Source organism: Mesorhizobium sp. A623 (assembly GCF_054489405.1).
In genome coordinates this window covers 1-22,514 of the sequence record NZ_JBTMXB010000045.1, presented here as the reverse complement: position 1 = coordinate 22,514, position 22,514 = coordinate 1, and the positions used below count along the sequence as shown (strand labels likewise).

The 22,514-nt window shown below is 57.7% G+C and carries 26 protein-coding genes and 5 pseudogenes; 11 read left to right on the top strand and 20 right to left on the bottom strand.

Annotated elements, in window-relative coordinates:
- Positions 1 to 8 precede the first annotated feature (8 nt).
- Positions 9 to 338, bottom strand: coding sequence for a hypothetical protein (locus tag ACX3P1_RS25100; protein WP_459082290.1), 330 nt, complete (start codon positions 336 to 338; stop codon positions 9 to 11).
- A gap of 477 nt (positions 339 to 815) precedes the next feature.
- Here ACX3P1_RS25100 and ACX3P1_RS25095 point away from each other — a divergent pair, with 477 nt between their 5' ends.
- The gene (locus ACX3P1_RS25095) at positions 816 to 1,202 is read left to right on the top strand and encodes a hypothetical protein (protein ID WP_459082289.1); all 387 of its coding nucleotides are present in this window, start codon (positions 816 to 818) and stop codon (positions 1,200 to 1,202) included.
- Here ACX3P1_RS25095 and ACX3P1_RS25090 read toward each other — a convergent pair.
- Entirely contained in the window at positions 1,186 to 1,518 is a 333-nt protein-coding gene (locus tag ACX3P1_RS25090; protein ID WP_459082288.1) for a transposase, read from the bottom strand. The genes ACX3P1_RS25095 and ACX3P1_RS25090 overlap by 17 nt on opposite strands.
- On the opposite strand from ACX3P1_RS25090, the gene ACX3P1_RS25085 reads away from it, so the two are divergent.
- On the top strand, positions 1,490 to 1,945 hold the full coding sequence (locus ACX3P1_RS25085) for a hypothetical protein (RefSeq protein ID WP_459082287.1): 456 nt from the start codon (positions 1,490 to 1,492) through the stop codon (positions 1,943 to 1,945). The genes ACX3P1_RS25090 and ACX3P1_RS25085 overlap by 29 nt on opposite strands.
- Before the next feature lie 412 nt (positions 1,946 to 2,357).
- On the opposite strand, the pseudogene ACX3P1_RS25080 reads toward ACX3P1_RS25085, so the two are convergent.
- From ACX3P1_RS25080 to ACX3P1_RS25070, 3 genes and pseudogenes are all read right to left on the bottom strand, one after another.
- A pseudogene (locus ACX3P1_RS25080) lies at positions 2,358 to 2,732 on the bottom strand (IS6 family transposase); the annotation flags it as partial.
- The gene (locus ACX3P1_RS25075) at positions 2,729 to 3,052 is read right to left on the bottom strand and encodes a hypothetical protein (protein WP_459082286.1); all 324 of its coding nucleotides are present in this window, start codon (positions 3,050 to 3,052) and stop codon (positions 2,729 to 2,731) included. The gene ACX3P1_RS25075 and the pseudogene ACX3P1_RS25080, both read right to left, overlap by 4 nt.
- A gap of 153 nt (positions 3,053 to 3,205) precedes the next feature.
- Entirely contained in the window at positions 3,206 to 3,457 is a 252-nt protein-coding gene (locus tag ACX3P1_RS25070; protein WP_459082285.1) for a DUF982 domain-containing protein, read from the bottom strand.
- Between the two features lie 56 nt (positions 3,458 to 3,513).
- On the opposite strand from ACX3P1_RS25070, the gene ACX3P1_RS25065 reads away from it, so the two are divergent.
- Together ACX3P1_RS25065 and ACX3P1_RS25060 are read left to right on the top strand one after the other, a co-directional pair.
- A complete protein-coding gene (locus tag ACX3P1_RS25065; protein WP_459082284.1) occupies positions 3,514 to 3,807 on the top strand; it encodes a hypothetical protein in 294 nt (97 codons plus the stop codon).
- Positions 3,804 to 4,460: a hypothetical protein gene (locus tag ACX3P1_RS25060; RefSeq protein WP_459082283.1), complete on the top strand. Its 657-nt coding sequence runs from the start codon at positions 3,804 to 3,806 to the stop codon at positions 4,458 to 4,460. Before ACX3P1_RS25065 ends, ACX3P1_RS25060 begins: the two co-directional genes overlap by 4 nt.
- Positions 4,461 to 4,924: 464 nt before the next feature.
- Here ACX3P1_RS25060 and ACX3P1_RS25055 read toward each other — a convergent pair whose 3' ends face one another.
- The 4 genes and pseudogenes from ACX3P1_RS25055 to ACX3P1_RS25040 form a co-directional block, all read right to left on the bottom strand.
- On the bottom strand, positions 4,925 to 5,659 hold the full coding sequence (locus tag ACX3P1_RS25055; RefSeq protein ID WP_459082282.1) for a GGDEF domain-containing protein: 735 nt from the start codon (positions 5,657 to 5,659) through the stop codon (positions 4,925 to 4,927).
- 311 nt (positions 5,660 to 5,970) lie between these two features.
- Entirely contained in the window at positions 5,971 to 6,414 is a 444-nt protein-coding gene (locus ACX3P1_RS25050; RefSeq protein ID WP_459082281.1) for a universal stress protein, read from the bottom strand.
- Positions 6,415 to 6,523: 109 nt separating this feature from the next.
- The gene (locus ACX3P1_RS25045; RefSeq protein WP_459082280.1) at positions 6,524 to 6,808 is read right to left on the bottom strand and encodes a hypothetical protein; all 285 of its coding nucleotides are present in this window, start codon (positions 6,806 to 6,808) and stop codon (positions 6,524 to 6,526) included.
- 384 nt (positions 6,809 to 7,192) lie between these two features.
- Positions 7,193 to 7,663: pseudogene (locus ACX3P1_RS25040) on the bottom strand (thermonuclease family protein); the annotation flags it as partial.
- A 138-nt stretch (positions 7,664 to 7,801) separates the two neighbouring features.
- Here ACX3P1_RS25040 and ACX3P1_RS25035 point away from each other — a divergent pair.
- Entirely contained in the window at positions 7,802 to 7,987 is a 186-nt protein-coding gene (locus ACX3P1_RS25035) for a hypothetical protein (RefSeq protein ID WP_459082279.1), read from the top strand.
- Positions 7,988 to 8,204: 217 nt separating this feature from the next.
- Here the strand turns inward: ACX3P1_RS25035 and ACX3P1_RS25030 are convergent.
- From ACX3P1_RS25030 to ACX3P1_RS25015, 4 genes and pseudogenes are all read right to left on the bottom strand, one after another.
- Positions 8,205 to 8,392, bottom strand: a pseudogene (locus ACX3P1_RS25030) (hypothetical protein); the annotation flags it as partial.
- A gap of 420 nt (positions 8,393 to 8,812) precedes the next feature.
- Positions 8,813 to 8,986 carry a YegP family protein gene (locus ACX3P1_RS25025; protein ID WP_459082278.1) on the bottom strand — a complete coding sequence of 58 codons (174 nt, stop codon included), beginning with the start codon at positions 8,984 to 8,986 and terminating at the stop codon, positions 8,813 to 8,815.
- Positions 8,987 to 9,086: 100 nt separating this feature from the next.
- Positions 9,087 to 9,563, bottom strand: a complete 477-nt coding sequence (locus tag ACX3P1_RS25020; protein ID WP_459082277.1) for a hypothetical protein — start codon at positions 9,561 to 9,563, stop codon at positions 9,087 to 9,089.
- Between the two features lie 390 nt (positions 9,564 to 9,953).
- The gene (locus ACX3P1_RS25015; RefSeq protein ID WP_459082276.1) at positions 9,954 to 10,955 is read right to left on the bottom strand and encodes a hypothetical protein; all 1,002 of its coding nucleotides are present in this window, start codon (positions 10,953 to 10,955) and stop codon (positions 9,954 to 9,956) included.
- A gap of 103 nt (positions 10,956 to 11,058) precedes the next feature.
- On the opposite strand from ACX3P1_RS25015, the gene ACX3P1_RS25010 reads away from it, so the two are divergent.
- Complete coding sequence (locus tag ACX3P1_RS25010; RefSeq protein ID WP_459082275.1) at positions 11,059 to 11,553, top strand: Lrp/AsnC family transcriptional regulator; 495 nt, start codon at positions 11,059 to 11,061, stop codon at positions 11,551 to 11,553.
- A gap of 164 nt (positions 11,554 to 11,717) precedes the next feature.
- Here the strand turns inward: ACX3P1_RS25010 and ACX3P1_RS25005 are convergent, their stop codons facing one another.
- From ACX3P1_RS25005 to ACX3P1_RS24990, 4 genes are all read right to left on the bottom strand, one after another.
- Complete coding sequence (locus tag ACX3P1_RS25005; protein WP_459082274.1) at positions 11,718 to 12,026, bottom strand: thiol-disulfide oxidoreductase DCC family protein; 309 nt, start codon at positions 12,024 to 12,026, stop codon at positions 11,718 to 11,720.
- Positions 12,027 to 12,658: 632 nt separating this feature from the next.
- Positions 12,659 to 13,024, bottom strand: a complete 366-nt coding sequence (locus ACX3P1_RS25000; RefSeq protein ID WP_459082273.1) for a hypothetical protein — start codon at positions 13,022 to 13,024, stop codon at positions 12,659 to 12,661.
- Between the two features lie 156 nt (positions 13,025 to 13,180).
- A complete protein-coding gene (locus ACX3P1_RS24995) occupies positions 13,181 to 13,735 on the bottom strand; it encodes a DUF488 domain-containing protein (protein WP_459082272.1) in 555 nt (184 codons plus the stop codon).
- A 4-nt stretch (positions 13,736 to 13,739) separates the two neighbouring features.
- A complete protein-coding gene (locus ACX3P1_RS24990; RefSeq protein WP_459082271.1) occupies positions 13,740 to 13,958 on the bottom strand; it encodes a hypervirulence associated TUDOR domain-containing protein in 219 nt (72 codons plus the stop codon).
- 94 nt (positions 13,959 to 14,052) lie between these two features.
- Between ACX3P1_RS24990 and ACX3P1_RS24985 the strand changes: the two genes are divergently transcribed.
- The 3 genes from ACX3P1_RS24985 to ACX3P1_RS24975 all read left to right on the top strand — a co-directional run bounded on the left by ACX3P1_RS24985 (position 14,053) and on the right by ACX3P1_RS24975 (position 16,955).
- Positions 14,053 to 14,313 (top strand): hypothetical protein, encoded by a 261-nt coding sequence (locus ACX3P1_RS24985; RefSeq protein WP_459082270.1) that lies wholly within the window; start codon positions 14,053 to 14,055, stop codon positions 14,311 to 14,313.
- Positions 14,314 to 14,361: 48 nt separating this feature from the next.
- On the top strand, positions 14,362 to 14,733 hold the full coding sequence (locus ACX3P1_RS24980; protein ID WP_459082269.1) for a hypothetical protein: 372 nt from the start codon (positions 14,362 to 14,364) through the stop codon (positions 14,731 to 14,733).
- Positions 14,734 to 15,035: 302 nt separating this feature from the next.
- Positions 15,036 to 16,955 (top strand): methanol/ethanol family PQQ-dependent dehydrogenase, encoded by a 1,920-nt coding sequence (locus ACX3P1_RS24975; protein WP_459082268.1) that lies wholly within the window; start codon positions 15,036 to 15,038, stop codon positions 16,953 to 16,955.
- Positions 16,956 to 17,858: 903 nt separating this feature from the next.
- Here the strand turns inward: ACX3P1_RS24975 and ACX3P1_RS24970 are convergent.
- From ACX3P1_RS24970 to ACX3P1_RS24960, 3 genes and pseudogenes are all read right to left on the bottom strand, one after another.
- Positions 17,859 to 18,146 (bottom strand): annotated as a pseudogene (locus ACX3P1_RS24970) (DDE-type integrase/transposase/recombinase); the annotation flags it as partial.
- Positions 18,121 to 18,804, bottom strand: coding sequence for an IS110 family RNA-guided transposase (locus tag ACX3P1_RS24965; protein ID WP_459082297.1), 684 nt, complete (start codon positions 18,802 to 18,804; stop codon positions 18,121 to 18,123). The gene ACX3P1_RS24965 and the pseudogene ACX3P1_RS24970, both read right to left, overlap by 26 nt.
- 267 nt (positions 18,805 to 19,071) lie before the next feature.
- Positions 19,072 to 19,299, bottom strand: a pseudogene (locus ACX3P1_RS24960) (IS6 family transposase); the annotation flags it as partial.
- 187 nt (positions 19,300 to 19,486) lie between these two features.
- Here ACX3P1_RS24960 and ACX3P1_RS24955 point away from each other — a divergent pair.
- Together ACX3P1_RS24955 and ACX3P1_RS24950 are read left to right on the top strand one after the other, a co-directional pair.
- Positions 19,487 to 20,893 carry a glucoamylase family protein gene (locus ACX3P1_RS24955; protein ID WP_459082267.1) on the top strand — a complete coding sequence of 469 codons (1,407 nt, stop codon included), beginning with the start codon at positions 19,487 to 19,489 and terminating at the stop codon, positions 20,891 to 20,893.
- A gap of 28 nt (positions 20,894 to 20,921) precedes the next feature.
- Positions 20,922 to 22,448, top strand: a complete 1,527-nt coding sequence (locus ACX3P1_RS24950; RefSeq protein ID WP_459082266.1) for a mercuric reductase — start codon at positions 20,922 to 20,924, stop codon at positions 22,446 to 22,448.
- Positions 22,449 to 22,514 lie beyond the last annotated feature (66 nt).

Sequence of the window (22,514 nt, the reverse complement as noted above, 5' to 3'; positions counted from 1 at the left end):
AGCGGCATCTAAAAACCGGGACACAGGTTTTCCTCCACCTCGACAGCATTGACCTCAAACTGTTCGACGTGGGCTTCGAGGCGCAGCAGCTTCGCCTCATAATCATCCAAAGCGCGGAAAAGTGCATGTGGACCTGGCTGGTTCGCCGCAAGAGTGAGTTTTTCCCGGGCATCCAGCAGGCCCGCTATGAGCTTCCGGTCAAGATCGGCCAGATGCTCTTGCGAATCCGCCAACACCATCAATTTGGAATACACATCGGCCTGCCGCCTGGCCATCGTACTGAACACATGCAGTTTCTCGTCTATTATCATATCGATCTCCTTGTCGGGATCGGCCAATGCCGCCCTGCTGGAAGCGTCAGCCCCAGGCTTGCAAGGCACACGGGAATTCTTCGGGAATATTCCGGCGGTGGTTGTCGGTGGGTCTCTTAACGCCATCAGTGATAACGACATTCGGATTGATGTTGGAGAACGGTTTAGGTCGCGCCGCGAACTGCGCGGCCTATGTCAATGTCGAGGTGGATATCGGTTATCCGCCATGACCCAAGGCAACGGAATTAAACTGATCAATTGCGTGGTTGGTCACCGAACGGGCCTGCTTTTCTCTCAACCACTCTTGGGGACACCGACCCGGTTAACGCCATCGCAAGATCGAGCCTTTATGTATTCGGGAGCATCCCCTCGTCACACTCTAACGCGGGTTAAAAGTAATCTATATATCGGCGAGTTGGGTGACGGCCCGGTTTCTACCAGGGTCGTAGCCCACACGAACCTCGTTTTACGCTGCTGATGCAGCCTTCCTAAAGGCGAACTAAAATGGACATGACCGATGAAGCGATCAAAAAAGTAATCCTGAACCATGTCATAGGATTTTCCGACCGTAGCGAACCTATGCTGTCTGAGATCGAAGACCGCTGGGATATGCTCAATCAGGCCTTTGGCAGAATCGCATCTATGCATCGTTACGCAGGGCGTTTTGGGGTGCTCTACGATCAATTGGCCAAGCTATCCGGCGAGCAGAGTGCTCTAGGGTCCGTCGACACCTTTGAAGAAGTGCTGGAAAAACTGGATACATTGATTGAGAGCACTCGGCAGGTCGATGAACTGATCGCGTCGCTGTTCAAGTTACTTGCTGAAATCGAGGTCGATTGTTTTGAAAGGTTGCGGTCCCGAACAAAAGCGATGATTACCACCAGTGAATGAATTTTTGGGGATTTGGCCCATCTCGGAATGACGGGATGATGCCACGGGGTCGTACTGCCTGTCGGTTCGCGTTTCTGGCGTAGCCCTTGTCGCCGACTGTCGTCCTCGGCTCAACGTCGAGGTCGAGTCCGAGCAGGATCGGGAAATGCGGCGCGTCGCTTTTCTCGCCACAGGTCGGATCGAAGGCGACGAAATGGCCGTCGAAATCGGTCTTTGGATGGATTCTGGTTGAGAAGCCACCGCGCGAGCGGCCGGGCACGAAGACTAAGACAATTGAAGAGTGAACAATGACAAACTGGGTCGCCAACCAAGTCATCGCAACCGGGCCAGACCATGCAATCGGACAGCTCCTTCTTCGTTGTTTTCCGGTCGGCGCGGACAACGAAGTCGAATTCAGCTTTGATCAGGTGATCCCCCTGCCTGAGACGACTGAGATCGAGGAAGCCGAATTATGCAGGCAACTCTGGGACACGAGAACAGACGCCATGGATTCTGCTATCACCTATCGGGGCAAGGGCGTCGTTATTTTCGAGTTTCTGACCGCTTCAAACTATCCGAACAAGATTTATCGGGCGCTAGGGGAGATGTTCCCCGAACTTGATTTTGATGTCGCCGCGATCGAGGGGGGTGAATGGTGGGCAGTGACCGGACGCATTGTCAACGGCAAGGCGACTTTTAACGAAAATGCGGATCAGAAAGCCGTATATGAGCGCGTTTACAAGACACCCTTCCAGGATTCTTGACCCGTGACTTCATACCGTTGTTGCCACCCTGACACGCGGTCGACAAAAGGTCCTGCAGGGAGATCGTATGGGCGTTGTCCCAAAGAGGCAGTGACCGACGCACGCAACTCCCAAAAGGACCCTCGTCGATTAAGCTCGCGGAACTGATTTCGCCATTTGGTCCTGGAGGAAAAATAGAGAGACTACTCGACTAGGGGACCCAAATGGCCGCTTCCAGTAGTTCGGCAGTGCCATATTGCCGTCGCATAAGGGGCGGGTTGACCAAAAGCCCGCACATTCCGTTCGCTTGATCTAGCATCTGCAACACGAACTGCGTCCTGAACGTGATCCCAAAGTAAAAATCCTCGAAACTGTCCGTCCAGGTTGGGTCTATCGCCATCCCCTCTTTATCGACCAGCCATGCGTGCTGGATTCGCATCAAACGCTTTGCAGCTTTGGCATGGCGGCGACTTTGCACCAGCACGTCGAGAACAAAGCCGTCCTGATCAACGGCGCGCCAAAGCCAGTGCTTCTTTCCACCGATGGTGATGACAACCTCATTGAGATGCCATTTGTCGCCGAGCCTGCCGGCTGATCGTCTCCGGATATCATTGGCAAAGTGTCTACCGAACTTCTCAGCCCAAAGTCGCACGGTCTGGTGAGAGACGATGACGCCACGAGCTGCCAGCACATCCTCGACCATCCGCAGGCTGAGCGGAAACCGGAAATAGAGCCAAACGGCATGGGCAATCACCTCCCCTGGAAATCGGTGGCGACGATAAAGAGGATCACGGCTAAATCTGGTCATCCCACCAGATCCCACATTTTCATCGATGCTCGGTTAACGTGACGGTGCCCCTGGGCCTCATCCAGAACACCGCCTTCGCCAAGGCAATCCGGCATGAAATCACCATAGCGGGTATAGGCTATAAGCTTTGCGGCGAGGTCCTGAGCGCTGGTCGACGGGATCGCTATGATGCGCTTTTCAAGACTGCTACATTCATCGAGCAAACCGTTGGCGACATCCTGCTCGACAGACAGGTCACCGGCCTGCTCGTACTTTGCCTCGAATTCACGAAATAGGGTCATGATCGGAGAGAGGTCAGCCATTGCGCTGACGCTGCGCAACGGCCGTCGCGTGGAGGATGACTATCTTTATCCGTCCAAAGAAGCGGCAGAGAAGACCGCCCGATGGATGAGCGGTGTCACTGTAGCTCCGGCCAAGCGCGTCTGGACCATTCGTCGGCGTCGGCCCGACTGGATCGGAGAAGCATCATGACGCTAGTGAGGAAGGCTGTCTTTAGTCAGAGCGTGGGCGGTGGCCAAAAAATCTACAAGGGCATCCGATGCCTCATCGGCGGTAAGGCAGCCTTGTTTGGCAGCTTCGACGCTGTTCGCCGCGACATAATAGAGAGGACTGCGCTCTATTGTCGGCCAACCTTCGAGAAATATCTCCGCTTCTTCGACCGAGCCGATCGGTCGAATGCCAAATTCACCAACCTTTGCCCAAACAGTGGCGCTGAATTCTCGCATGGATACGCTTTTCACTCCCCAGCCGAACCCCAACGCGACTGCCAGCGGGAGGTTGCATGACCATCGCCGAGCGCAAGGCACGTGAAGCCTACGACCGTGAGAACCCATGGCGGCCGATGTGCGAGGCCAAGCCGGACGGCACGGTTTGCGAGCTGCTGTTCAACGACATGGCCGGGAATTTCAATGCCGACGCCTACCGGTATTTCCTCGATCATGACGGCGATTGGTATCGCATCGATCCACCCGCCCGCGTCTTCCCATGGCCATCCCCAATGAACTGGCGACCGGCATTCGCCAAGATCACGCCGGAGCGCCGGCATTACCTCAAGAAACAGGCAGCGCGAGCATGAAGAAGGCTAAGCAGGAACCGAAGATCAAGCCGGGCACCCGCATTGACGGAGGCAAGCGCCGCGATCTCAATGGAAGCCGTGTAGCTGGACGCATGGCGGGCGTCGTGAAGCCGGCGCGTGCGGCGTCACAGATCGAGTCTGACAGGAAGGCTCGGCAAAAGGTCGACGAGCGCGCGCATCGGCTGACGGCCAAACTCCAGCAGGAGGACGGCGGCAAGGAGGGAACAAAGCTCACGAAGGTCAAGGTCAAGATTTCAGCAGAGCGCAGCGAACGACAGACGATCCGCTGCCGGCCTGGCACATTCGATTGGAGATACGGGCGCGATAAACAGGATGCGCTTTTTCATGCCGGCAATCACTTCGCTCGGTTATGGGAACAAGCCGGTTCGGCAGCGGCATGTTCACCGTCCATGGAAGGGGCAGGCGGCGTGGCGTGGCGCGGGATGCCCGATGGTCGCGTAGCGGCGATCGATGTCCTGAACGCGGCTTCATTCGAGCTCGGTAGGATGCCTTTGTCCCGGCTGATCGACTATTGTGTCAACGGGCTGACATCGGCAGAAATAGCCAAAAAGCACGGTCAGAAGGAACGAGATATGACTCCTGTTCTGCATCAGGACCTGCGCGCTTGTGCCATGCATTTCTTCTACCTGTGAACATCCGAAGGTTTCGGAACCGAAATGAATTGACCTTTCGTTACGGAACCCCTATACAGATGTTCATGCGCGGAATTGCGCCGGTAACCGGCCTTTGAGGCGGGTTTTTCGTCCCAACGCTTTCATCAGGCAGCCTTATTTCTGAAGTTCTGCTCCATAGATTGCTCGCAGAAGATTGCAGGCGGCTTCTGCGTCCATTCGCTCTCTGCCTATCAAGAGTCTTCCATCAAGGCTTGCCGGTTCATTGGTTTCATTGTCTGTGACTGCCCAGGTTCCATCATGTTCTCGGGCGCACGTGAATCGTCCATCTACGTGGTTCATAATAGTAGAACGGATGGTAGACGAGGACGTTCCTTTCAACCAGTAGCCAGTCTCGCGGTAGAGGCTGCAGCGCGCCGAGCGCAAAATATCGCCAATTGCCGCCACATACGGTCCCGACTTCCCAAAGCGACACCGTGTTCAGATCATAGCGCAGGTGCAAGTTGGCTGCCGCTTAACTGACAGAATTCAACGCGATTTCGCCCGTTCCGCTTCGCATCGTAAAGCCGTTTATCGGCGAGTTTGTATAGCTCCGAAAACGACGTGCGGCGAACATAGGTCACTCCGCCGATGCTGATCGATAAATTGTAGGCAACCCCTTCGGGAGTAAAATCCGCATCTTTCACCGTTTTCCGGATTCGCTCGGCAACCACAACGGCCCGGTCAGCAGGGGTTCCAGGAAGGAACACGCTGAACTCCTCGCCACCCATGCGACCCACAAGGTCTACTTCGCGCAGCGTCGATCTGATACTTTGAACAATCAGTTTGAGAGCATCATCGCCCGCGTCATGCCCAAAACTGTCGTTGACGTTTTTGAAGTGATCAACATCCATGATGAGTAGTGCGCCCTCGCGGTGCCGTTCTTGCCGGTCCACTCGTTCTAGATAGGCGTCTACCAAAGTCGTGAATGCGACGCGGTTGAGGCAAGATGTCAGGCCATCGGTCGAGGCAATGACCATCAACTGCGCATGTGCTATGGCCAGCTGACGCAATTTGCTGAGAAGGTAGAAAAAGAACGGCGGCGCGATCAGTAGGGGAATGATCACATTATTTTTGGGATTTGCCCCCAGGTGCCATATGCCTTCCTCGAAGGAATAGCTGTCGAATGTAAAAGCGAAGGCGATACAGCACAGCGTTCCGACAATCGTCAGCACGATCACTCTGGCCCAACTCCGAGCCGAGAGGTCGAAAGCATTCCACGCGGGCCACCTATTCATACGTGAGACGCTAAGGCTGAAAGATTAACAATCAGCCGGGGCCAGTCCCTCACCATTTTCCAGCCGCCAGAGTGCGGCAAGACCAGTTCAGGAAGGTCGCAGGTTCAAGGCCTGTCGTCGGCGCTAGAGATAGGGCGGGCGTAGCTCAGAGCGTCCTGAAATTATCCCCGCAAGGGGGTAGCGAGGTAGAAGAAGGGCAGCGATCATCGCGCCTAGACAGTAGGTATCAGTCCCGCATGGCCTCGCATAAGCCTTTACCTTACGACCAAGACAGGCACCGGGCTGCTGGTTACGACTTCGGCGGCCTGGCTGCCGAGCAGCAGGCGCTTCACGCCACGTCGGCCATGAGACGCCATCACAATCAGGTTGCATCCGGCCCGTTGAGCTGTTTCCAGAATAGCCGTGGCGGCTCTGGCATCGGGTACGTGGACCGCGTTGGCATCGATGCCCATCTTCTCTGCCGCCGCCTTGACCGAAGCAAGCAGATCTTCTGCTTCATTCTTGCGACCCGCCGTATATCCGGCGATCTCATTGGGCGTGACGACCCAGGCAGCCGTTCCAGTCGGTATCGGAAATGGTTCGGTCGCCGTAATGATCGTGACCTTGCTGCCAAGTGCTTTTGCCAAAGAAAGACCGTGGTCAACGCCCTTCTGAGCGAATTCCGAGCCGTCGGTCGAGATCAGAATATGCGTGTACATCGGGAGCCTCAGGTACGAGTTAAGGTGTCGGGCCAGAAGGAAGCAACACATGTCCTTGACCGACAAGCGCCAGCGCCGAAACGGATTTCAGCAGGATAGAGCAGTTCCGTCATCGCGGCGCTGATAACCGCTCGGCGATTGGATCGTCCCAGGAAAGCTGTTCTATCTTGGGGATGACAAGGTCGAAGGTCTTGGCATTTTCCAATAGAGCCATATCGATATCGCCGTGTTTCAGTGCTTTCAGCATGTTGCCCTTGAGTTCCATGGCGGCTTCCGCTCCCTCATGTTCGGCTACATGCCTCATGGCGTATTCGATGCACAGGTAGAGCGTGTTGAGTATGATCTTGACCTGTTCCATTTCGGGTCCGGCCATTTCCTCGATATCGTCAGCCATTTCGGAGTCTCCGTTCTAAACCATCGGGCTACTGGCGCAACGCGAGGTGTCATCAATCGTTCCAGCGGCACGTAACGGCTACCATCATCCCATGCCAAGCAAGCCACCAGTCCACCGCCCTCCAGGCACAGGCGACAGGAAGCCGCGGTTGAGACAGTGAATTAAGTCTTTGACTTTCGCCAGCCAGCGGCTCGCGCTTCGGCCTCCGAGCAAAACCAGCGCTCACCCTTGCTTTCAGTGATCCGGGCTTCTCGTAAAATTTCTGCCCCGGAACGTGGTAGATACGCACGCCCTTTTGGAGATGTTGCCTTTGATTTGGCAGGCGCCGTTTCCAGCCGCACTAACCAGCGGAACGGCTGGTATCTCGGTTACGGCTCGTTGTTCGGCTCGCCAGTCCCATGGATTTTGAAACCCGCCTGACCAAATACCGAGATGCTCTGATCTCGCCGCTGTTTCCTGGCCAGCATAGGCTCCACCGGAATAGCGTGGCCAGTCCATGGCATGGCCGTTTCGAACAAGCCATTGCGGCACACTAGCGCCGTCTGACCTGTAGCAGTCACCTACAAATCGGCCGTACCGATCGCGCTCGATGAGATCACATCGCGTCGGACGGGATTGAGAGAGGAACTTGTCCAGAGCCTTCGCCGCGACCTGACCACAGCGGTAGTCGCGGCCGTTAGCATCCTGACAAAGCTGCCTGCTCTCAGGCGCGTCGACACCATTGAAGCGGATACGCTCACCATGGATTTCGATCGTGTCGCCGTCGATGACCGATGCGCGGCCGACCAGCTGATCACTGGCTGAAGCCGTAGATACAACAGCTGCGAGGGCAGAGAATAGAACGGCGATCCTCAATGGCAGTGGACGCTACCGGTACTGTTATCCATGTGGCAGCGCTGCCCAGGCGGTGAGCTTTTCCGGCACCCACCGCCATGCGCATATGCTGACACCGACAGAGCAAAAACCGCCAACGCGGTAAAGATTGCAGTTCTCATGAAGTTCTGGAGTGGCATCGGCCTGGGCAGTGCCGGTGCTGCGCTGACCGCGATTGCCGGCTGGCCTTGGCAGACTATCGCGCTGTTCGCCGGGCTTGGTGTTGCCGGCGGCATCGTCGCGCTGGTGATCGGTCCTTGGATCGTCGGCCGCGTCAAGACGATCCGGGCTGCGGTGGAGGGGTGAGGCGATGGGCGCTTTGCTCGCATTCATCCCGACATGGATCAAGCTGGCTGTTGTCGGCTTCACTGGCGCTGCTCTGTTGGCGCTGGGCTCCTATGCTGTCGGTAAGCACGAAGGCCGCCAGCAAGCGGCTGTGGTTGCACTCCAATCCTCTGTCAAAGTCCTCCGCGAAAGGAACCAGATCAATGACACGATCTCTGCTGCTGATGCTGCCGCTCTGCTCTCCGATATCTGGGTTAGCTTCCCGGCTCCAAGCAATCACGCCGACGTGCTTCTCAACCAACGCCTTGGCCGTCCTGATCGCTCGATCCTCGCTCTGCTGGGCCGAATGCGGGGAATAGCTCTATCCTCGCCACGGTAGAACGCGACGACGACGATCAGCTTCGGGTGCTTTTCTTGGGGTAGGATGTGTTCGACATGGCGAAAGGCAAGCTTTCCAGCGAAGGGCTGGCCCTGCCATTGGGCGTTGGGGGACGGGGTTGGCAGGGCCTGCTGCGGGACAAGCAGTGCGTGAACAATACAAGAACATTTGGGGCGTCAAGCGGCCTTCAGGGTGGCAACTAGCGCGCCCCATTCGTCAGTCGGGGAAATCGAGGTCGATTAACGCGACCAAATACCAAAGCCAGAGAAGCGCAATCACGGTTCCCAACGCTAAGCAGAATATTCGTGTTCGCCCGCTGGCGAGGTAACCAGCCAGGAAGCTGAGAAATGCAGCGACAGGAAGAAGGAATATCACTGGCATCGAGTGGCTCTGGGTGAATTGGATGCGCTTAGTAGGAAGCAAAAAAGCCCCGGTATAATCCGGGGCTTGCGGAAAATGAGGTGAGGTTAGCTATTATCCTCAACCGGCGCACCGGAGCCGTTCTTTTTGATGGAATCAATGGCGTTCTGCGCGCTCGCCTTGCTCGAATAGCCCTCCGTCGAGAACATAATTTCGCTGTTGTATTTAAAGCGAACGCGGTACTCGCCCGCCTTGTCTTTGTAAATTTCAAACTTATGCATCGTTTAGTTCCTGCTCTTTTAAAAAAGCTGAGTTGATGATCAGGCCGGGCACGATCGCTCCCACCACACGAGCCATCTAGAACGGCGGGGTGATGGGGAGTCAATCGACTCTTGTGTTCACCGGAGCATCTACCAGCATCAGCACCTGCCACCCTTCGGTCGTGATCCTCACCCGAAACCCGCCGGCGTCATCTTCCTCCCATTCCGCCCAGCCGCGCAGGCCCATGCGGCGGCATACGTCGATCATATGGGCGGGGATTTCATTGTAGTGTCTGTGTCCGCCTACAAGGAAGCGGAGCGCGTTGATCTGCGGCTCCGTTAGTCGGATCACCGGCTTCTTTGAGAAGTAGCCCTTGGCGCGGACCTGCCGTCCGAGATCGGTCAGCACGATGGCGACGCGGCGACGCGAACCAACCTGCATGTCTGTCATGCCTAGCTTCGCCAACTCCTGATAGGCGACCACCTCCGAATATTTGAGCGCGTCCATGCGCACGTCATCCTCCGATGTCGCGAGACGGTCGACGAAGGCGATCTGGGCGGGCGTCAGTTTGTAAATGAGGGTGGACTTAGAGGGCATCGGGGTTGGTTCTTGCCTATCGTGCAGCCGGCATGCTGCACGACATGCGTGGACCAATGGCCGGTGCGAACCCGAGACTGGGTGTTGCCGAGACCCGCACCGGCCTGCGGGTGCCCGTGGGTCCGCCGCACCGAAGAGTGTGGGAGATTCGGCATTGGCGGTCAAATAGAATAAGCTCACCGTCACGAACGCCAATTAGCGTCTAGCCTTCTGGTCGTCCACCTCCGTCAACCGGACGCATTGTGCATGGTGTTTACGTAGGAGCATGCCCGGTCACACCGTCGGAACTGTGCCACCGTCGGACATATTCTGTTCCCGTTATCGCAGCAGCTCGGTCCGGGGCGACGAATGCAATGAGACTGGACGGCAGCCCTGCCGGCGCAAGAGTCTTCAGCGGCGATGAGTCGTGTGCAGCTTCGCGATTTCGCGGTCGAGCTTGGTTGTAATGTCCTTCCGCTCGTCGATCGACGTTGTCCGCAGGTGTCTGGCCCCGCCATAGGCCGCCAGAACAGCCCCTGCGAAATAGATCATGAGACCCGTCATCGTCGCCGGTGCGTAGGCCACGCGATCTTCAACGATCTGAAACAGGAAAACGAACAGTGGACCGAGCGCCGTGATCGCGGCCAGTGTCAGGGTGGACATCAGCGATATCGCCTTCTGCATCGCAAAGACCGGGAACGCCATGATCGCGAAGCCGATCACGACAACAGCGAGTAGCCCGCTTGGATCGACCGCACCTTTCCCATCAAGGCCGAGCCATGCGGACGAAAGCGCCACCACTATGTAGAGCGGAAACCGCAGCGCATATTGCGCAACCGGTGCGATGCCGAGGCGGTCGAGCCTCCGGCTGTAGATCATCATCGCCGCGAGACTAATGGCGGACACACAGGTCAGCAGCAGTCCGCCCATCGCGGCAGTCCAGCCGCCTCGCACGAAGCCTGATTGTCCAAGCAGTGTGATCACCGCCAGATAACCGACGCCGATCACCACAGTGATCAAGCCGACGCCTTCGACCCGGTTGCGCAACGGTGACGCTTCCGGAACCCCGCAAGCCGAAGCAATCACGATGGCAATGGGAATCAGCCCTGAAAAGACGGTGAAGACTACAGCCGGTTCGATCATTTGAAGCGCAAAGAAATATGCGATCCAGACAAGGGCGGTCGAGAGGTTCAGCCCGAACAGGCTGGCTCTGCTGGCCCACGCAATTTTCAGTTGCTCCGGGGTCCGCACCTTCACCCAGATCAGAGCTCCGGCAGCGGTGAATCCAAAGACTGTCCCGCCGATCAGGAACGAGTCGTAGTCCTGAAACACACCACCGAAAAACACGGCCTGTGCCGCTTCCAGGATCACAAAGGAAAAGGCCCAGATCAGCCCGAGCGTTGCATTGTTCATCGTCTCACCACACCGATTTTTTATTTTGATACGGCGAAAGTGGCGGATAAGGTGGCCAAAATATCTGAGAAAATGGCGTTTCAGACCACAGGAGGCGCTGAATATGGATGAGCTGGACTTGCGGATCGTGGCCGTGCTTCAGGCCGACGGTACGCTCACCAAGGCGGAGTTGGCAGAGGCGGTCGGCTCTACGCCTTCGACCTGCTTGCGCCGGGTCGCGGAGCTGCGGCGAACGGGCGTCCTGAAAGCCTGCGTCTATCTCGCGGACCCGGCCAAACTCGGGCGCAGTATTCGGGCTGTCATCACTGTCACAACGCGCAACCACACCAAGGACGTGCGGTCGTCTTTCGCTTCGCGAGTTTCGGAGGAACCGGCGATCACCCAGGCGTTCGGTGTCACCGGCGATCTGGACGCGGTGCTGATCGGGCATTTCGGCGATATGGAAGAGTATCAGGCGCTCTGCGACCGCCTCTTCGACAGTGATCCGGACGTGGTCCGCTACACGACACTGTTCGCTGTTGAGGTCTATAAGGAGACGACGAAGATTGCTCCCTCCTTCAGCGTTTCGCCTGCCACAATGAATTTGTTGTGTCGCTAAAGTCCTAAGTTTGCTAAGATCCAAAATGGCTGAGAATGGGTGGATAGTTCTCGGTCCGCTTTTGGCGACGAATGGGCCGAAGCGGACCGACGGCTCTTGGCGAGCAGGCGTGATTAGCCGATATCCGTCGATCGGCAGGAAACGAGCAACGGCAAACTCCGCTTTCAGTCGAACGTGAATCGATCGCGTGTAACGGCGCTCGGCTCGAGGCGCTGGTCGGTCGTGCCGAACCAAGCATAGCGCTTGCGCGCGATGATGTCATAGACGCCGCCGCGCAGCGGCTTCGGCAGAACACGCAACACGGTGAGCCATCGCCAGGGCGCGCGCATGTGCCGAAGGAGCGCGACGGTGGCGTCCGAGCGATCGAGCGTCTCCGAAGGGGTAATGACGAGATAGCTGCCTTGCAGATCGGTCTTGCTTCGTCCGTGCCGCGCCGCGATTTCCAGTCCGCGCTCCGGTCCATGCGCCGACAAAACATATCCGGTCGTCGGCTTCGTGGCGCAGCAGGAAATGCACCCACCTCCGGCACAGGACGCAGCGGGTATCGAAGAGGATCGTCGTCGATGATGGAGCCGGGCGTGTCACGCCGCGATGCTAGCTTGACAAAATTATTCTGAAAAGGCGCGGGAATTCTCGCCGACGGGAATGGGCCGAGGTGGCGCGCCGGTCAGCCTGTATTATATATAAGGACAAGGAGACGACATGTGACAACCGACCACATTGAGCGCGCTCGGATGGCATGGCCACTTCTTGTCGGCCGGGCCGTCAACCGCCTGCCGCCATATAGCTATCGAGAGATTTGCGACGAGATCGCCGTGCATTGGCGGAGCGCCCCATATTTTCTGGGCGTCATCCGACGACATTGCAGCGCGAACGGGCTGCCCCCGTTGCAAGTGCTGGTGGTGAATGCAGCGACCCGTTTGCCGGGCCAGGGCTGTGCGGGGGCGCCGGGAAACCACCTCGCGCACCAAAACGCATTGCGCGCGATCTACGCGCACCGATGGTCGATTGCGGTTCCCTTCTAGAGGTTAGAGAGCGATCGGAAACCGATCCCGCGATTGCGGCGTCTTACTGCCGACGTAAACCGCACAAACATGCAGCCGTCTTATCCAGCCGCTGCAATGATGAGCAGAATGAACCCCACCACCGCGATCAACGCATGAACATACATCACCGGTTTGGGAAGCGGCTTACCCCTTTCTTGAAATCCCAGGTTCAAAAATACGCCGCCCAGCGCAGCAATCACAAGCAGGATCAATCCCCAAACCGCGAGCGCCGGAAGACCGACGGTGAATACCGCGAACAGCAGCAGAGTCAGACCCGCGGCGGCCAGCAGGCCGTGCAGCATCGCCAACCATGCCGGCGGATTACGATCCGAAAATGTCCTCACCCCCGCCATGACCAACCCGCCCGCGGCGGTGATCGCAAAGAGAACAACAACGGTCCATAAAATGCCCTGAATACTCATCATCTTTCTCCTGGCTGAGGCGCGGCGACATCCTCTCCGCTTCGGTCTCAATCTTTCACTGTGTCAATCTTTTCACAAGAGCGCATCGCGGACCGGGCAAGTGATCGATCGTCGTTTTCGGAACAAGGCCGGAAAAACAGAGATCGTCTTTGCGGCTTTCTATGCCGGGCCGTCCGAGATATCCTTCGCCGGGTAGGTCACGATCCCATCCTTCGCGAAGCGGGCGCCGACTGTCGGTTTCGCCGGCTGAACCTTATCCTTGCCCATAAGGTGAAATACACTTTCACCGCGAGCGAGGAGTTGATCGGCGATCAACCGCCGGTGGCAGCGCCACCAGACGGCTTCGGAACACATCATCGCGCATCGCCGCTCGCGCCCCAGCTCGATCAACTTGTCCAAGCCACTACGGAATGGGGCCGTGAGCGCGTAATCGGCATAATTGTGGAAGCTCTGATTGTCCCAGAACCCGTTGATGCCGGGCTCTGCCGACTTGGTCTTGCCGCGCAGTCCGCCCAGCTCCGCGATATGTTCGTAGCCGATCTGAAAACCGGCCAGCGTCCCGGGAAGCGTGTCGGTATTGTATTGGGGATTGGTCCGAGATCGCGGCACCGACCGGACATCGACCACCTTCGTCACCTCCCCGGCGCGAAGCAGATCGACGAACGCCTCGATTGTCCGCGTGGAATGGCCGACCGTGAAGAAGGGAAATGCCATCCCCCTATTTGCTCGCAACCCTGGTCAGCGCACTGCCTTTGTGCGCCGCGACATGGTCGGTCTTGTCGCTTTTAATTTCATATTGCGGATCGTCGGCGGCGGCGCGATGGGTATGCCCTCTATAGTCGAAATCGCGTGTATGGATCTTGTTGATCGTTCCGCTAACGTGACCGGCTTCCGAATTCCACGTCACGTGATCGCCGACCTTGAATTTGTTCGCCATGGAGGATGCCCTCGATGATAGAAGCCCGGTTACACAACCCGCTTCAGGCGCTGCCGGTTCCTTCTTTGACTGCGGATTGGCCGTGGGGAAGCCGTTGAACGATCAGGCCTGTTGCAATGGCATTGATCATTTCAGAAGCGGCCTGGCTAGATCGATTTGCTCCGCGCCGATGCCTGCGTGGTCAAATGGCGAGTTTCCGGATCGCCAGCGCATTGTATCGATGACCAATTTTGTGTCGGAAGTTGCCAACGACCCCGTCAACGCCAAGGAATGGCTTGGAATGGGTGCGAAGCGGACTGGCGAGTTTCGGGCAGTGCCGCCGGGAAAACTGCACCAAGCTTGGGCGGAAACCTGACTTGCATATGCGCCACAACATCGCCCCGGCCTGAAGATTGATCTGCTCTTGGAAGAAAAGCTCGTACTCGTGACAACCGACCCTGAGGCGCGCGTTCTGGACGAAGCTGATTATGTATCGATGGATTGGGGGCCGGATTTTGAACTCCGCCATGGGCACGACTTTCCGGATCACGCACCCGACCTTGTCGTCGATTTAGGCCCACTGGCGTTAAGCTACGTTCTCCTGGCGGGTGGCTCCGGCTATTTCCGGATGAGCGCTGTACAAGCTCATATAACGGCAGGCCGGCTCTTTCTTGTGCCCGACATGCCGCAGTTCTCCTATCCAGTTTACGCGGTGCAATCCGCCAATGCCGACGAGAGCGTTGTCGGCCCTGCTTTGGCCGGCCTGCACGCCATCGCGGGCGGATGGGCGGAGTAGAGCGAGTTTATTCGCCCGCGTCATGGCTGTTGCTGAACAATTCTTCGCGTAGACCCCGATCCATCCTACATCGGGCCGCAGGCGCGGCATCTCACCCATCATAAAGATTGCATTTATTCGGCGATTAAATTCGTTGGTCTGTCGATCAGATTGGGTAGAGCTTTGTCCTCGTCAACCTTTTTGGCGTGTCGATAGGCAATTGTCACTTTTCCAACCGGCATGGCGTTCCAATCCCGCTCGATGAGCAGGGGATCATGCAATGTCCAAGCTAGACGAGCCAGGTTGATTCAGGAGGATTTCGGATGCGTGTACTCAAAAAAGCTACCTACCTTCTAACGGCCACCGCGTTCTTATCGTGCGGTGCCGCCTACTCCGCTTGGGCCAACGAAGATTTGGCCAAGATGGCGGAAAATCCCAATGACTGGGTGATGCAGACGGGTGATTATGCCAACACCCGCTACTCTCCGCTCGATCAGATCACCAAGGACAATGTGAAGGATCTCCAGGTCAAATGGAGCTTCTCGACGGGCGTATTGCGCGGCCATGAAGGTGGCCCGCTGATCATCGGCAACGTGATGTATGTCCATACACCGTTCCCGAATATCGTCTACGCGCTCGACCTCGACAATGACGGCAAGATCCTCTGGAAATACGAGCCCAGGCAGGACCCGAACGTCATTCCGATCATGTGCTGCGACACGGTCAACCGTGGCGTGGCTTATGCGCCCGCCGATGGCGACCGTCCGGCGATGATCCTGCTCAACCAGGCGGACACCACCGTCGTGGCCATCGATGCCAAGACGGGCAAGCAGATCTGGTCGGTCAAGAATGGCGATCAAACCGATGGCGGCAAGGGCGAATCCGGCACGGCAGCACCCGTCGTGGTCAAGGACAAGGTCCTCATCGGCATATCGGGCGCTGAATTCGGCGTTCGCGGCTCTTTGGCGGCCTATAATCTGAAGGACGGCTCGTTGGTTTGGAGAGCCTATTCCACCGGCCCCGACGCGGAAACGCTCATCGACGGCGAAAAGACGACGCAACTCGGCAAGGCAGTTGGTGCGGAATCCAGCACCAAGTCCTGGGAAGGCGAGCAGTGGAAGACCGGCGGCGGCACGACATGGGGCTGGTACTCCTACGATCCCAAGCTGAACCTCGTCTATTACGGGACAAGTAATCCTTCCACCTGGAATTCGAACCAGCGTCCCGGCGACAACAAATGGTCGATGACCATCATGGCCCGCGATGCGGACACCGGCGTGGCCAAGTGGCTCTACCAGATGACCCCGCACGACGAATGGGACTATGACGGCGTCAACGAGATGATCCTCGTCGATGGCATGGAGGTCAACGGCGCCAAGCATGACGTTCTGGTCCACTTCGACCGCAACGGCTTCGCCTACACCATGGACCGCGCCAGTGGCGATCTTCTGGTCGCCAAGAAATACGATCCGTCAGTGAACTGGGCCACGGAAGTCAACATGGACCCGAAGAGCGACCAATATGGCCGCCCGCAGGTCGTGGAGAAGTATTCGCCCCAGCATAATGGCGAAGACGTCAACACCGTTGGGGTATGCCCGGCCGCTCTTGGAACCAAGGACCAGCAGCCGGCGGCCTATTCGCCGAAGACCGGGCTGTTCTACGTACCGACCAATCATGTCTGCATGGATTATGAACCCTACCAGGTAAGCTATACGGCCGGTCAGCCTTATGTGGGCGCCACCGTGTCGATGTATCCCGGGCCTAACGCCGATGGCAACATGGGCAACTTCATTGCCTGGGATGCCGCCAAGGGCGAGATCGTCTGGTCGAAGCCCGAGCAGTTCTCGGTTTGGTCGGGCGCACTGGCAACGGCCGGAGACGTGGTCTTCTACGGAACGCTCGAAGGCTACATCAAGGCAGTCGATCTCGACGGCAAGGAACTTTACAAGTTCAAGACGCCATCGGGCATCGTCGGCAACGTCACCCCCTACGTCCATGACGGCAAGCAGTATATAGCGGTGCTGTCGGGTGTAGGCGGCTGGGCCGGCATCGGTCTGGCGGGCGGATTGCTGTCGCCGGACAACGCTGCTGCATGGCATGGCGCTGCCGATCAGGGTCGCGCGCAGGGTGATGAAGCCACTGTCGTCGGAACAGCGGGACTGGGCGTCGTTGGTGGTTATGCGGCTCTGGCCGACTATACAGCGCTCGGCGGCCAGATCACCATCTTCGGTCTTCCGGACTGATTGACGGGAACCATCGCCAGGGCTTCCGCCTTGTACAAGGTGGAACCTGCGTATGAGAAAGACAGGAGAGCCTGGATCGACGGCTGCATCGGCCAAAAACGCGGAAGCGATTTTCGGTGGGCGAGAGGCGGCAAGCTGGACGCACCAGCGCCGACCTTTCAAAGGAGCTTCGCGTTTTTTCTTTCGGCTTTTCAAGCCTATCGGCCTATTCGCCCATTTTCGGGTTTGATGGACCACGCATTGCCCATCGTTCCCTCGGCAATAGTTGCATAACGTGATCGGCCCGTGTGGGCTGGTAGAAGGAGAAAGACCATGAAGAAGAGCTGGACGAAACCGACGATGTGCCAGGTCTCCGCGGGCTTTGAAATTTCGCGGTATATGCCTGCTGAAATCACTCCCAAGAAGTAGGCCGCAGAGATGCGTGCCCTTGGCGAAGGGGGCACGCATCGCCTCACGGGCGAGATTTGTGAACAGGTTTGACGCACGAGATGTAGGCAGTGATGTTTCTACGGCCACAACCCATCCCGACGATCAGGGATTTCGCAGGCCGGCATTGCCATACGCCCCAAGATCATCGGTTCGGAAGCCGACGACGCTTTTCGATCCGGGGAGTTGCGCGACCAACTAGACTGTCGATGCTGTCGCTCGCCGATACGCACCTTCCCCGCAGCAACTGTCCACGATGATAAGGATGACGTGAGTGCCCTTGGCCATGCAGCCCTGCGCCGTGCATCTGCCACTATTCCGACGGATCGCTGCGGCCCTGAGCTTCAGCCAATGCTCGGACGGGTACTAGCTCGCAGTTGCGGGCCATTGCTCATCCCCGCTTGCCAGTCAGCGCCATAGTGATGGGTTTGTTGCAACAGCTGACTGGAAGCACAAAGAGGCCTGGTCTGCGGCCAATTATGCGACAAGAAATGCGAACTGCTCTGCCAGGGACGGATTCTGATTGAAGGCGTATCTCGCCTGTCGTTTGCGCATCGTCCATCTCGATACCGGACAGGATGATCGCGGCTGATGCCTGTGATTTGAAGCCAAGCATTGACCGGGCACGGCGCTTGATGCGCCGATGGTCCTGCTTGATCCGGTTGTCAGGTATTTACTCTTGCGGATTTCGATCGGCTTCAGCCAGCGTCGGGAGCGATCCTGCAAGCGATTTCTGGCGTCACAGGAAACGATGGCCTCCGGGTTGGCTTATCCGCCCGCCATAATCAATATCGCCCGATTGGTACCGCCGCGACGTCAGACCAATATACGCACCGACTGACCTTGATCTGGCAAAACGGTCCGGTGTGTCGATTGTGGCAACGTAGGTGACAGCGCTGACGGCGCCGATGCCCGGAATGGTCATCAGGCGCCGGCAGGTATCATCCACGCGGGCCTGACGCGCCATGTCCTTTGTCAGAACCGCAGCCTGACGTAACGCTTCGGTCCGCAGGCGTAGAAGCGGCATGATGATTCCTAACAAATCGGACTGATCTTCCAGCGCCTTTCGAACCCTGTCTTCATAGGTTTTCAGATGTTTTGGAAGGCGGACGCCGAAGCTGGCCAGCAGGCCTCGGATCGTATTCTCCACATTCATTCGGGATTTGATCGCAACCTCGCGCGCCCGTAGCAAGGCTCTGCGTTCCTGCGCAATACGGCTTTTGACTTCGATGCGTTTGTAGAACCCTGTGCGGGCAAGTTCCGCCAGCATGGCGGCATCATTTGCATCGGTTTTATTGTGCATCTGGCTCAGCACGGCATGTGCCTGACGGGCATCGATGCAGACCACCGGCAAGCCGCGCTGGCTGAGTTCGTTGTAAAGCCAGTTCGCCATCCGGCCGGTCTCGAGAACAACGCACCGGATATAGCGCGACGATCAGGATGAGGGTCTCACCTTGTTTGTCGCCGCGCACACCGGATATGCTTCAGGTCACAAATCAGGCACGATATATGGCGTCAGGATCGGTCGGCTTCTTGAACGCTGCCTTAATAATCCCGCATTGCGTTCGAACGCAAATCGCCGTCTCGTCCTTTGACACGTCCAGACCAACAAAAGGCTGTTCCATTCTGCTCTCCTCTTTTCAACGCGGCCATAGTAGCCGCCAGAGAGCGCTGATGATCAATTACTCAGAGTCTCGTCGATATGCCATCTGTCAGTCACGCTCCGCTTGTGTCGGTTGAAACGCTCCAGCAATAGCGGTGCGTAACGGACGGTCCAGCGGTGAATGGTCGTGTGGTCGACAGCAATGCCACGCTCGGCCATCATCTCCTCCAGATCACGCAGGCTCAGGCTGTAGGCCAGGTACCAGCGCACGCAAAGCAGGATCACCGACTGGTCGAACTGACGGCCCTTGAACATTTTGTCCTCCGATAAGGTCAGAGGCTGTCCTTGCCACAGTGCCGGTATTCAAAACGGTGCAACATCACAACCAAATTGCAGGCCCCGCGATAGGCCGACGAAGGATAAAACGACAAAGATCGTCTTCTATTGCAAAACGAAATCGTTTCGCTGGGAACCAAACCTCTAATCTTAAATCAAATGATTGATGGCCGCGTTCACGTTGAAAAATGCGATGAAGTTCCTTGTCGACACCGGCAAGTCGTCACGCCCGTTATCTAAATGTAATCCAACGGTTTCCGAACATCACTGCGGCGCGGCGCAGGTGCCGGTGGGTAAAAGGCAAGGTGACGAAGCGCTGCTCGACCGTCTGCAGCGCGCCGCGTTTGGCTACTTCTTGCAGTCGGTCAATCCGGCCAATGGGTTGGTTGCCGATACCTCGCGCGAAAACTCGCCATGCAGCATTGCCGTCGTCGGGTTTGCGCTGTCGGTCTATCCAGCCGCGGTAGAGCGCGGCTGGATGACGCGTGCGGATGCGGTCAGCCGCGGCCTTTCCGCGTTGCGTTTCTTCAGCGACAGCGATCAGAGCGGCGACCCCGGAGCAACCGGGTATAAAGGCTTCTACTACCACTTCCTCGACATTCGGACAGGTGTGCGCGTCTGGCGCTGCGAATTGTCGATGGTCGACACGGCGTTGCTGATTGCGGGCGCCTTGACGGCCAGCGCGTATTTCGATTCGGATAGCGACGAGGAATCGGAATTGCGCCGGATCGTCGATACGCTTTACTGCCGTGTCGACTGGATCTGGGCGCTGGGCGGCGAGACAACCATTCGACTAGGCTGGAAGCCTGAGTGCGGATTCCTGCACTACGGTTGGGAAGGCTACAACGAGGCGATCGTGCTCTATGTGCTCGCGCTGGGTTCGCCAACACATCCACTAGAGGCGCACAGCTATGAAGCATGGACCGGGACCTACCAATGGGAGAATTTGTACGGCCACGATTTTCTGTATGCCGGCCCGTTGTTCGTCCATCAGTTTTCCCACGCATGGATCGATTTTCGCGGCATCCGGGATCGTTTCATGCGCGAGAAGAAGTGCGATTATTTCGAGAACAGCCGGCGCGCCGTCGAAGTTCAGCGCGAGTACACGCGGCGCAATCCCCACCGTTTCGTTGGCTATGACGAAACTTGCTGGGGCCTGACAGCCTGTGACGGCCCAAGCGATCAGCCGCCGTCATCGACAAGGCGGCATCGCCTGTTCGGCTATGCGGCGCGTAGCGTGCCTTATGGGCCCGATGACGGCACGCTTGGCGGATGGTCCGCGCTGGCGTCGCTGCCGTTCGCATCCGAGATTGCCTTGCGCGCTGCGCGCGAGATGCTCCGCCGCTATCCCGAAATGCTGTCAACTGAGCGATACACGAGCAGTTTTAATCCAACACTCACGAGCGCGGGAAATGGCGCCTGGGTTTCTGCCGGCCACTTCGGCCTCGACCAAGGTATCACGGTGATGATGATCGAAAATTATCGAACGCAACTGATCTGGCGGCTGACGCGGAGCTGTTACTACGTTGGCGCAGGGTTGCGGCGCGCCGGGTTCCGCGGCGGCTGGCTGTAGAGGCTCCTCGATCCACGAAAGACGACAATTGCAAAAGCGTAACGAATTGGTCTCGACCGCCCCGCATGATGCTTACGAGCATGAACGGTTGAGTAATGTGCATCCATCTGACTGGCGCAATCCACAGCCTGCCGGCCGATATGGCTTGGTGATCATCGGCGCCGGTACGGCGGGATTGGCGGCGGCGTATGCCGCGACGGCAATGGGCGCCAAGGTTGCCTTGATCGAGCGTCATCTGCTCGGCGGCACCTGCCTGAACATCGGCTGCGTGCCGTCCAAATCCATTATCCGCACTTCACGGCTCTACGCCGAGATGCGGCACGCCGATTTGTACGGTGCGCGCATCCCGGCCGATATCAGCGTAGAATTTTCCGAGGTCATGCAACGGATGCGCGCTATCCGTAGCCGCATCAGCAGCGCCGATTCAGTGCGTCGGCTGACAACCGTCGGCGTGGACGTGTTCTTCGGCCAGGCGAGATTCACGGCAAGCGACATGCTGAAGGTGGACGACGGAGCGACGCTGCACTTCAAAAGAGCGGTGATCGCCACTGGCGCACGACCGGACACGCCCTCTATTCCCGGTCTCGCCGAAGCTGGTTATCTGACCAACCAGAATGTCTTCGACCAGACTGAGCTGCCGCGCCGTCTTCTTGTCATCGGCGGTGGGCCGCTCGGTTGCGAGATGGCGCAAGCGTTCCGCCGCTTCGGCGCACATACCGTCATCGTGCAAAAGCCACCGCTTTTCCTGCCCAGGGAGGAGCGCGACGCGGCCCAGATCCTGTCCGACGCCTTGGCCCGCGACGGCGTCGAGGTGAGGCTCAATACGCAAGTCATTAACGTGAAATCACAAAATGGTCAGAAGATCGTCGATCTAGTCAGCGACGATTACAAGAGTACGATTACTGTTGATGCCATCCTTATCGGCACCGGCCGAGTACCCAGTGTCGACCACCTGAACCTGGAAGCCGCAGGCGTTGATTACGACGCCAATTCTGGCGTCTACGTCAACGATTTTCTGCAGACCACCAATCGACGCATTTATGCTGCCGGTGATGTCTGTCTCGACGACAAGTTCAACGATACCGCCGATGCGTCGGCACGCATCGTGGTTCACAACGCGTTACTTCTCGGTCGCCGACGGCTCAGCGCTCTGACGATTCCCTGGTGCACCTACACCGATCCGGAGATCGCCCATGTCGGTCTCTATGTACGACAAGCGCGCGAGCGGGATATTCCGGTCAAGACCTTTACGATCCCGATGCACGATGTGGATCGAGCAATCGCAGATGACGAGGAAGTGGGTTTCGTAAAAATACACGTCAGGGAGCGGACGGATCGAATTCTCGGCGCTACGATCGTCGCCAGCCATGCGGGTGAAATGATCAGTGAGATTACTTTGGCAATGGTCGCAGGGGTCGGCCTGCGCACATTGGCTCGCGTCATTCATCCTTATCCCACCCAGTCTGAAGCGATAAAAAAGGCGGCGGATGCCTACAACCGTTCACGTGCGACGACCGCCACCCAGTGGCTGTCGCGGTTGTGGCCGAAATGGTAATCCAAGAAGTGCAATGCGACGACTATTTAACCCCTGTAGTTATGACCCCGTAGAGCGGAAGCCGCT